Origin of the sequence: Streptococcus infantis, assembly GCF_047460685.1 — a bacterium.
In the GTDB taxonomy this organism is placed as follows: Bacteria; Bacillota; Bacilli; order Lactobacillales; family Streptococcaceae; genus Streptococcus; species Streptococcus infantis_AD.
Window position 1 is genome coordinate 121,000 of the sequence record NZ_JASHFS010000005.1, and the last position, 10,874, is coordinate 131,873.

At 37.4% G+C, this 10,874-nt stretch carries 9 protein-coding genes and 1 other annotated feature; all 9 genes read right to left on the reverse strand.

The features are described from left to right. Positions 1 to 17: 17 nt before the first annotated feature. The 9 genes from QM917_RS03670 to ftsW all read right to left on the reverse strand — a co-directional run bounded on the left by QM917_RS03670 (position 18) and on the right by ftsW (position 10,592). Complete coding sequence (locus tag QM917_RS03670) at positions 18 to 743, reverse strand: TipC family immunity protein (protein ID WP_414284870.1); 726 nt, start codon at positions 741 to 743, stop codon at positions 18 to 20. An 86-nt stretch (positions 744 to 829) separates the two neighbouring features. Then, entirely contained in the window at positions 830 to 1,540 is a 711-nt protein-coding gene (locus QM917_RS03675; protein WP_414284871.1) for a TipC family immunity protein, read from the reverse strand. An 86-nt stretch (positions 1,541 to 1,626) separates the two neighbouring features. Further along, complete coding sequence (locus QM917_RS03680) at positions 1,627 to 2,406, reverse strand: TipC family immunity protein (RefSeq protein WP_414284872.1); 780 nt, start codon at positions 2,404 to 2,406, stop codon at positions 1,627 to 1,629. A gap of 15 nt (positions 2,407 to 2,421) precedes the next feature. Continuing rightward, complete coding sequence (locus QM917_RS03685; RefSeq protein WP_414284873.1) at positions 2,422 to 3,144, reverse strand: TipC family immunity protein; 723 nt, start codon at positions 3,142 to 3,144, stop codon at positions 2,422 to 2,424. 263 nt (positions 3,145 to 3,407) lie between these two features. Further along, positions 3,408 to 4,166, reverse strand: a complete 759-nt coding sequence (locus tag QM917_RS03690; RefSeq protein WP_414273434.1) for an ABC transporter ATP-binding protein — start codon at positions 4,164 to 4,166, stop codon at positions 3,408 to 3,410. Next, positions 4,163 to 5,029, reverse strand: a complete 867-nt coding sequence (locus tag QM917_RS03695; protein WP_414284874.1) for an ABC transporter permease — start codon at positions 5,027 to 5,029, stop codon at positions 4,163 to 4,165. Before QM917_RS03695 ends, QM917_RS03690 begins: the two co-directional genes overlap by 4 nt. Before the next feature lie 61 nt (positions 5,030 to 5,090). Then, positions 5,091 to 6,089 carry a tryptophan ABC transporter substrate-binding protein gene (gene trpX / locus QM917_RS03700; protein WP_414284875.1) on the reverse strand — a complete coding sequence of 333 codons (999 nt, stop codon included), beginning with the start codon at positions 6,087 to 6,089 and terminating at the stop codon, positions 5,091 to 5,093. Positions 6,090 to 6,217: 128 nt separating this feature from the next. After that, positions 6,218 to 6,433 (reverse strand) — a binding site (T-box leader). A gap of 96 nt (positions 6,434 to 6,529) precedes the next feature. Then, entirely contained in the window at positions 6,530 to 9,355 is a 2,826-nt protein-coding gene (ppc, locus tag QM917_RS03705; protein WP_414284876.1) for a phosphoenolpyruvate carboxylase, read from the reverse strand. A gap of 25 nt (positions 9,356 to 9,380) precedes the next feature. Beyond that, positions 9,381 to 10,592: a cell division peptidoglycan polymerase FtsW gene (gene ftsW / locus QM917_RS03710; protein WP_414284877.1), complete on the reverse strand. Its 1,212-nt coding sequence runs from the start codon at positions 10,590 to 10,592 to the stop codon at positions 9,381 to 9,383. Positions 10,593 to 10,874 lie beyond the last annotated feature (282 nt).

A 10,874-nucleotide genomic window follows, 5' to 3' on the forward strand; every position in this document is an offset into this window, starting at 1 on the left:
TCTATTCATACTTAGTTCTATTCTTTCATAGATTTCAATGGCACAATCTCTACATCCCCAAGATTGTCAACTGAGTAACGTTGACTGCCGTTTTTGAACCAGCGTTCTAGAACGACATCATAGAGCATAAAGTGGGATTTTTCTTTAATCCAAGCTTCATCAATCCCATGAGGTTTTAAATACTCTAGTACTTCGTTGGGATTTGTTAGCTGAAAACTTGGTAAACCTTTAGTCGAGCTAAAACTATAGGAACTTTTTAAATGTAGCTCTAAATCAGATTCTTTTCCACTCTTCACTTCTATATTATAACCAATTAACCCGTAAGCTAATGATTGGTCAGATTCCGAAATTTCAATAGTTTGTTTGAGCATCTTATCTCTATAATCATAATCAATAAAAAGGTATCTACCATCAGGTAACGCCCGCCTATACTCAATTAGAAATGTTTTTTCAATACCTACATACACTAATATAGTTTCACTCTCAGATAAGCCTGCTTCAGGACTCAGACCAACTATAATATCCTTATCGCGATATGATTCACCTCCGTCAACGGCTTTACTAAAATCAGCAAGTCCAGGTAAAATACCACTATGGGTTTCTGCATAGTTCATCTCTAAAAAGACATTACTTAAAGATTCATACACTCTCTTATAATAATTCTTTTGATAGACACGATCTAGACTAAACAAAGTTAGAAAACCTACTACAGTTATGAGTACGATTTTTAAAAATTTTTTCATTGACTTTTTTCCTTACTTAAATCTTGGATAAACTGATAAGCAACATTATTCTTCTCTTTTAACAGCTCCATTGCTTGGGTATCATCCTATTCAGAAAAACTGAGTGGCACAATCTCTACATCCCCAAGATTATCAACTGAATAACGTTGACTGCCATTTTTAAACCAGCGTTCTAGAACAACATCATAGAGTATGAAGTGGGATTTTTCTTTAATCCAAGCTTCATCAATCCCATGAGGTTTTAAATACTCTAGTACTTCGTTGGGATTAGTTAAGTAAAAATTTGGTTTTTCCACAGTGCCCGCTCTCTTAAAATACGACTCCAAATTTATCTCCCCGCTATCCTTATTTCTTATATTATACCCAGCTAAATAGTATGCCAGTGAACTTTTAGAATCCGAAATTTCGATAGTTTGGTTAAGATTTTTATTCTTATAATTGTATCTAATAAATAGATATCTCCCATCAGATAATAGTTGCTGATATTCAATAATAAAAGTTTCTTCAAAACCTACAATCACTTCTAAACTTTCATTTTCAGACAAGCCTGCATCAAGTCCTATGGAAATTATCCTGTCTGGATCTCTAAACGATTGACTCCCGTCAACAGCTTTACTAAAATCAGCGAGACCAGGTAAAATACCACTATTTATCTCTGCATAGTTCATTTCTAAAAAGACATTACTTAAAGATTCATACACTCCCTTATAATAATTCTTTTGATAGACACGATATAGACCGAACAAAGTTAGAAAAACTAATAAAATTATGAGTACGATTTTTAAAATTTTTTTCATCTACCTTTTTCCTTACTTAAATCTTGGAGAAACTGATAAACAACATTATTCTTCTCTTTTTACATCTCCATTGCTTGGGTATCATCCTATTCAGAAAAACTGAGTGGCACAATCTCTACATCCCCAAGATTATCAACTGAATAACGTTGACTGCCATTTTTAAACCAGCGTTCTAGAACAACATCATAGAGTATGAAGTGGGATTTTTCTTTAATCCAAGCTTCATCAATCCCATAAGGCTTTAAATACTCTAGTGCTTCGTTGGGATTAGTTAAGTAAAAATTTGGTTTTTCCACAGTGCCCGCTCTCTTAAAATACGACTCCAAATTTATCTCCCCGCTATCCTTATTTCTTATATTATACGCAGCTAAGTAGTATGCCAGTGAACTTTTAGAATCTGAAATTTCGATAGTTTGGTTAAGATTTTTATTCTTATAATTGTATCTAATAAATAGATATCTCCCATCAGATAACAGTTGCTGGTATTCAATAATAAAAGTTTCTTCAAAACCTACAATCACTTCTAAACTTTCATTTTCAGACAAGCCTGCATCAAGTCCTATGGAAATTATCCTGTCTGGATCTCTAAACGATTGACTCCCGTCAACGGCTTTACTAAAATCAGCAAGTCCAGGTAAAATACCACTATGGGTTTCTGCATAGTTCATCTCTAGAAAGACATTACTTAATGATTCATACACTCCCTTATAATAATTCTTTTGATAGGCACGATATAGACCAAACAAAGTTAGAAAAACTACTACAGTTATGAGTACAATTTTTAAAATTTTTTTCATGACTTTTTCCTTACTTAAATCTTGGATAAACTGATAAACAACATTATTCTTCTCTTTTAACATATCCATTGCTTGGGTATCATTCTATTCAGAAAAACTTAGTGGCACAATCTCTCCATCCCCAAGATTGTCAACTGAGTAGCGTTGACTACCATTTTTGAACCAGCGTTCTAGAACAACATCATAGAGTATGAAGTGGGATTTTTCTTTAATCCAAGCTTCATCAATCCCATGAGGTTTTAAATACTCTAGTACTTCGTTGGGATTTGTTAGGTAAAAATTGGGTATCGAATCTCCTGTTTTCGACTGACGTGATAATTCTTTATATGCCTCCAAATCTAGTTTTCCCTCATCCTTATGGAGTATATTGTAACTAGCTAAGTCATACGCTACCGACCATTTAGAATCTGAGATTTCGACTGATTGGTTAAGTTTCTTATCATTGTAGTCATATTTTATATAAAGATATCTCCCATCAGATAATAGTTGCTGGTATTCAATAATAAAAGTTTCTTCAAAACCTACAATCACTTTTAAACTCTCATTTTCAGACAAGCCTGCATCAAGTCCTATGGGAATTATCCAGTCTGGGTCTCTAAACGACTGACTTCCGTCAACAGCTTTACTAAAATCAGCGAGACCAGGTAAAATACCACTTTTTACCTCTGCATAGTTCATCTCTAGAAAGACATTACTTAAAGATTCATACACTCCCTTATAATAATACCTTTGATAGACACGATATAGACCAAACAAAGTTAGAAAAACTACTACAGTTATGAGTACAATTTTTAAAATTTTTTTCATGACTTTTTCCTTACCTAGAACTTATATACTTTACAAAGTAAAAATACATTTTAAATACCTTATTTTAGAGACAAGATAAAATTTAGACGCAAAACACTTTTTTATAATTTTTTTATCTTTAGCAACATTTTCCTTATAATCATTATACTATAAAATCTTAGACGGTGGAATCCAGACCATTTTTAGATAATCTCCCTTTAATACAAAAAACTTAGAAGCAAAAGCCTACTTCTAAGTTTTTTATCTCAATTATTTAAAATCAATTACTCAAACAGTTGATAGTAATCGGAAATTTTCATCTTGGCTTTTTCATCCTTGTTTAAATCTTGGATGATTCGCCCTTCTTTCATGACAATGAGGCGATTTCCATACTTGAGAGCATCTTCCATATGGTGGGTAATCATCAAAGCAGTCAGATGGTCCTTGTTGATAAAGTCATTTGTCAATTCCATCAAGGCGACACTTGTTTTAGGGTCAAGGGCTGCTGTGTGTTCATCCAGTAAAAGGAGCTCTGGACGTTTCAAAGTTGCCATCAAGAGGCTCAAGGCCTGTCTTTGTCCACCTGACAAGAATTCAATCGGTGTATCCAAATGCTTCTCTAGACCATTGCCAACCTTCTCAATGGTCGCTTGAAATTCTTCCTTATAGGATGACAATTTTCTTGGGAAAAGTCCACGTTTTTCTCCACGGAACTTTGCAATCAAGAGGTTTTCTGCAACTGTCATACGAGGGGCAGTTCCCATTTTTGGATCTTGGAAGACACGAGAGAGATACTTAGCACGTTTCTCTGGGCTGAAATGAGTCACATCCTCACCCATGATACGAATGCTACCACTAGTCAAGGGTAGCGTTCCTGCAATGCTATTAAAGAGGGTTGACTTCCCTGCACCATTTCCCCCCAAGATTGTGATGAAGTCATGTTCATAAATATCAAGTGAAACATCGTTTAGAATAATCTTTTCTTCGTCAAAGCCATTTGTCACAATTTTTGTGGCATTTCTTAATTCTACAATTGCTGTCATTTGCTTAACTTGACTCCTTTCAAGTATTTATCCTTAAGGGTTGGAATTACCAAGCAAGTTGCTAGGATAAGAGCACTGTACAAACGGAGGTAGCTAGTGTTAAAGCCAAGAGCAATAACTCCCCATACCAAGAATTGATAGCTGATGGAACCAACTACAATAGTAACCAAGCGTTCTGCTAGGGTAAGACTCTTGAAGAGAACCTCACCGATAATCAAGCTAGCAAGACCAACTACGATAACTCCGATACCACGAGAGACATCCGCATAACCTTCTTGTTGAGCGATAAGTGCGCCAGCAAGTGCGATTACACCATTTGACAAGACCAAGCCCATAAGCTCCATACGTCCAGTATTGATACCAAAACTACGAGCCATATCTGGATTATCCCCCGTAGCGATATAAGCCTGTCCAAGTTTGGTATCTAGGAAGAAAAGCATGAGAAGGATAACCAAAGTCACAAAGATTAAACCTGTCAGTAATTGATTAACCTCAGATGAGAATGGAAGAACATCTTGGATTTGCTTGGTGTTTAAGAGTCCAAGGTTAGCCCGTCCCATAATCATGAGCATGATAGAATGACAAGAAGTCATGACTAGAATTCCAGACAAGAGTGTTGGAATTTTCCCTTTGGTATACAATAGTCCAGCTGCTAAACCAGCAAGACAACCTGCTCCTATGGCTGCTAAAGTAGCAAGAAAAGGATTGACTCCTTGGGTAATTAGAGTAACTGCTATTGCTCCTCCAAGTGGGAAGGAACCCTCAGTTGTCATATCTGGGAAGTTCAAGATTCGAAAGGTCATAAAGATTCCTAAACCTAGGATAGCCCAGACCAATCCCTGTGAAATAATAGATATTAGCATGTTTGATTCGTTTCCTTTATTCTAAAAATTGGAGGAGATGTCTCCAACTCCTCCTTTATTCTTATTCGATTACTTGACCAGCTTCTTTGAGAACTGATTCAGGAATAGTGATTCCAAGTTCTTGAGCAACTTTTTTGTTGATCACTGATTTACCAGTTGAGAAGACATTGACTGGTGTATCTGCAGGTTTTTCACCCTTCAAGACTTTGGCAATCATTTTACCAGTAGCAACACCAAGATCGTGTTGGTCAACAACGACTGATGCCAAACCTCCAGCTTCTACCATGGCAGTCGCACTTGGGTAGATTGGTTTTTTAGCTGTTTGATTGCTTGAAACGACAGTTGAGAATGCAGATGCGATTGTGTTATCGATTGGAACCCAGATTGCATCTACTTTACCAGTCATAACGTTCACTGTTGAAGCAATTTCGTTCGTTGAAGGAACTGCGAATGTTTCTACTTTCAAACCAGCTTTTTCAGCGTAAGCTTTGAATTCTTCTACTTGTGATTTAGAGTTATCTTCGCTACTTGAATAAAGCGCTCCAACCGTCTTGACATCAGGTGTCAAAGTTTTGATCAATTCAACCTGTTGTTCAGCAGGGTTGTGGTCAGATACCCCTGTGATGTTCCCACCTGGTTTTTCCAAGTTTTGCACAAGGTTAGCACCAATTGGGTCTGTGATAGCTGCCATGATAACAGGAAGGTCTTTTGTTGCACTTGCAAGACCTTGAGCTGCTGGTGTTGCAATACCGACAACGACATCATTTCCATTTGCCACCAATTGTTTACTCATTGTCGCAACCTTACTTTGGTCACCTTCTGAGTTCATAAAGTCGATTTTGACTTGGTCACCTTTATAACCTTCTTCAGCAAGTCCATCTTGAATACCTTGGTAAATCAAGTCGAGTGATGGATGGCTGACAAACTGAAGAACACCAACCTTGGCTGTCTTATTAGTTGTTTCGGTCTTTGTTTCTTGTTTTGTTAGAGTAGAGTAGATTAGGCTTCCACCAACTAAAACCGCTAATGCTGCAATAATTCCCATTAATCGTTTATTCATTTTATTTCTCCTTATTTTTCAATTCTTACTTCTAATTTTACCTTTTAAATCGCTTAACCAAGCGTCGCCATCGTTTGAATTCCATCATTATCCTCCCCATAGAAAAAAGTCCTCACACAAAAAACTTGTGTGAGGACGTCGATGCGCGGTGCCACCTCAATTATAGGGAATATCCCTATCGCTCTTACTCGCTACACGAGTTGCACTGTAAGGTGTGCGTACCGAATTCTTATGATTTCAAATTCATTATAACATTCAGCCCAATTTTCATCACCTTCATCTATCTGTTTCCACCAACCACAGACTCTCTAAAAAATTTCAATGATTACTTTCTGAATGGTTAAATTATATCATTTTACTAAAACTTGTCAAGTGATTTTATGAATTATTTTTTAAAAAATGTAAAATTCCTACGGATTTTTTGAAAAACACGATAGAAATTAGCCTGAATTACGCAATCCAGTAGCAATTCCGTTAATGGTTGTATGAATCAATCTTTCTTCATGCGTAGATAGCTCTCCACGACGTTGGCGCTTGATTAACTCAAGCTGGATGTAGTTTAGAATATTGAAGTAAGGCATGCGATATTTTAGACTGGCTTTCAAATATGGGTTTTCAGCCAAGAGGTCGTCTTGCCCTTCGATAGCCAAAATGACATCCTTGGTCAACTGCCATTCATCCAAGATAGTATAGTAGATTGCTTGGACTTCCTCACTTTCACAAAGTTGTGCGTACTCAAAAGCAATATTCATATTTGACTTAGACAAGACCATGTCTACGTTAGATAAAAGCGACTGGAAGAAAGGCCAGTTTTTATACATGTCACGAAGGATTTCGATATTTTTAGGATCTTGATCGATAAATTCCTTGAAACTTGAACCAACACCATACCAGCCTGGGAACATAACACGACTTTGTGACCAGGAGAATACCCAAGGAATAGCGCGCAGACCACCAATTTCAGTGATGGTTTTACGAGCAGCCGGTCGAGAACCAATATTGAAACTTGAAATCGCCTTGATTGGACTAGACTCAAAGAAATAATCATAGAAATGTTCATTTCCAAATACTAGTTCACGGTATATATCATAGCTACGACCTACAACCTGATCCATAATTGCTTCATAGCGATTTGAAGTATTAGTGTCGCTCTTCTTTTGAGTAATCATACGGTTGATTGCTGCTGAAACCAACATTTCAAGGTTATAGTAGGCTGCATCCTTGTTTCCGTATTTATTTCCAATCACTTCCCCTTGCTCGGTCAAACGGATACGATCTTTGATAGACTTCAGTGGCTGTGAGGCAATAGCGTCATAAGTAGGGCCACCACCACGACCAACTGTACCACCACGACCGTGGAAGAAGGTTACTTTGACTCCAAATTCATCACCGATGGCTGTCAATTGTTGTTGAGCCTTGTAGAGTGTCCAACAAGAGGAAAGATAACCGCCATCCTTATTACTATCAGAGTAACCAAGCATGATTTCTTGGTAATTGTTTTTAGAAGCAATCCATTTCTTAGCAAGTGGTAAAGAGAAATACTTTCTCATAGTTTCTTCAGAATGGTCCAAGTCCTCAATCGTCTCAAAGAGTGGTACAATCTGAACACGCGCTTTTTCAGCATCTACCAGACCAACTTCTTTAAGCATGATAGCCAACTCAAGCATATCTGACACGCTGGTTGCATGAGAGATAATCGTTTGACGAATGACATCTTCTCCTAAACGGTCTTTTAATTCACGTGCCGTTTTGAAAATAGCTAATTCTTTTTCGAGAAGTTCAGACTTCTCAGCATGAGTTGCAGACAAGATTCGAGGATCTTCTAATAATTCATGCAAAAGCAATTCACATTTTTCATCTTCTGATAAATCACTATAGTGGTCATTGATTCCAGCAGATGCCAACAATTCTGCTACACAGGCTTCGTGGACGCTTGAATCTTGACGCATGTCGATGGAAGCCAAGAAGAAACCAAAGACTTCTACAGCTTCTAAAAGTTCTGCAAATTCACCTGTGAGTAAGGCCTCTGCCTTGTTTTCAAGTAATGAGTCCTTAATAATGTATAGATCTTGCTTAAACTCTTCGACTGTTTCGTAAAATGGTGGACGATCTTCAGCCAGCTCTTGAATAGCTCCTGAAAGTCGATTACTAATATAGTCTGTAATCACTCCTTGTTGATGTCCTTGAGTACCTAGAAGACGTTCAACAGGATGACGTTCATCAGCTGACGAGCCAACAACAGACCATTCTTTTAAATTCAAGAGTGTTTGAATCAATTTGGATTGAATCAAATGAAAGGCGCGGCGATAGGGTTCTTTCTCACGAAAGACTGATGTATCTCCAGACTGAGCAGCCATTTCTTCAACAGCTTTACTAGTTTTTGATAAATTAGTCGAGAGAGAGAAGGTACGATAGAGACTAGAAATCTTGCTAATATAGTAGTTCAAGATCACTTCACTTTGAATGGTAGCAGAACGCAGAAGTGTCTCAGCAGTTACAAAAGGATTTCCATCACGGTCTCCACCAATCCACATTCCCATAGTAATAGGTTTTGCTTGTTTAAGATCAATTCCTTGCTCTTTCGCTAGACGTTTGTACTCTAGCATCAAGTTAGGAACAGCCTGTAGGAAGGAACTATTGTAGTACTCCATCACATTAGTGATTTCGTTGGTTACTTTTAGTTTCTTCTCACGAATCATATCTGTCTGCATGATGATTTCAATATAGCGACGAAGATCATTATGCCATTTTTCCTTGTTAATGAGTCCCATTTTCACGTCACGATATTTACGTAAAAGGGTATGGATATGAGTGGTCAAATCCAACATACTCTTACGTTGAACCTGAGTTGGATGGGCTGTCAAAACTGGCACCACGTTCAAGTGTTCAAGAATCTCAGCAGCGTTTTCTTTTTCAGCCACCATTTTAATAGTTGTTGACAATTTACCCAGATAGTCTTGATCGACATTATTTAGGTGGTTAATCTCATAAGCCAAGTCAACATCTTCAGAGATGTTAATTAAAAGAGGCAAAATAGAGAAGTATCTAGAAATGTAGACCATCTCATCATTTGAAAGCCCTGTTACTACTTTATCTAGCCCTTGATAGTCTGCTGCAGTCGAAAGTTCTTTTAACTGCATGATTTTATCAAAGGTCTCTGGTGCAAGCATGTTTCTTGTAATATCTTCGAGCATTTCTGTCAAGATTTGCACTTCTTCTTGTACGACAGCTTTGTTACTAAAATTTTCTAACTTTTGAAGAGACATTTTTTTCTCCTTGTCATATTATGTCTTAGAGTTGCGCTTCTAATTCGCGATAGAGTTTGGCACGTTTTTCACTGGCATCAATATTCAACACAAAGGCGATAGCTACCGATAGGACCAAGAGACTATTTCCTCCTTGCGATAGGAAGGGGAAGGTTACCCCTGTTGAAGGGATCAAGCCTGATATACCGCCAATGTTAACGAATACCTGTATCAGAATCATTCCACCAATACCGATTGCCACCATTGAGTTGAAAGGATCTCTCGCTCGAATACCTACCAAAATAATACGAAGAATCAAGAAGAATAGAAGAGCCAAAATAAGACTAGCTCCTACAAATCCAAACTCCTCTATCACAATCGAAAAGACAAAGTCTGTATGGGCTTCTGGTAGATAACCTCGTTTTTCAATGGAATTTCCTAAACCAAGACCAAACCAGCCACCATTAACCATTGCATAATAAGAATTAGCTAACTGATGTCCAGATCCTGCTAGGTCATTAAAGGGGTTGAAAAAAGCACTGAAACGCTTGGCAACATAACCAAATACAGGAATTTTTGAGAATTTTTCAACACCGATAAACCGAATGGCAGTCAAGGAAAGAATGGATGTCCCAGCCAGCAGTCCCAGTATAGTTGAGAACCAGCGATAGGCAATCCCACTAATGGTATACATGAGTAAGGATACTAAAATCAAAATGGTTGCATTTCCAAGGTCAGGGAAAATTGCCAAACTTCCAATCATGACCAAGAGGACAAAACGCCAATCATTAAAGGCTCTTGGCAACCACTGATTGAGGGTTAAAACTTGGAAGTCATAAACCGCAATCTCATCTTGTTGTTTTGAAAAACGCTGAGCCAAGTACCAAATGATAATAATCTTTAGATACTCTGCTGGTTGAATCGTGACCGGGCCAACCTTGATCCAGCCATATGCTCCATTGATGGGACTACCTATTAACCGTGCCAGAGCTAGGAGTATCAGCTCGACAAACATAACGATAAAGAGCAACCGCTCATTACGAAGAAATCCTAATTTTAATTTATAGATTAAGGCTATTAAGAATAAACTGGCTATCCAGAAAATCCCCTGATTTCGCACTAGATACAATGCACTTTTCCCCTCCTGAATAAGGGTCGCACTAGTCGTCGAATAAACTACTATCAATCCTAAAACGGATAACAGTAAATAAGGAATTAAAATGGAATAATTCAGCAGGTGCCTTTTACTTATTTTCATATGTCACCTATCTTTCGGAAAAATATTTTTATTTTCCCTTATTATTTCTAGTTTTACATGCTATTATACCATTTTTTAGCCTAGAAAAAAACTCTTACAGTATAAACATTCGAATTTTACTCAAATATAGCATAAAAAGGGCAGTAACGCCCTTTCAGAACGAAGACAAACGTCATTTTTGGCGTTTGTCTTTTTCTCTTTTCAAAAATAGTTTGTCTTATCATCTGATATTCCATTCAAAAATCGGATTTAGAACAAAATAAAAAGGGATATTCCCTATCC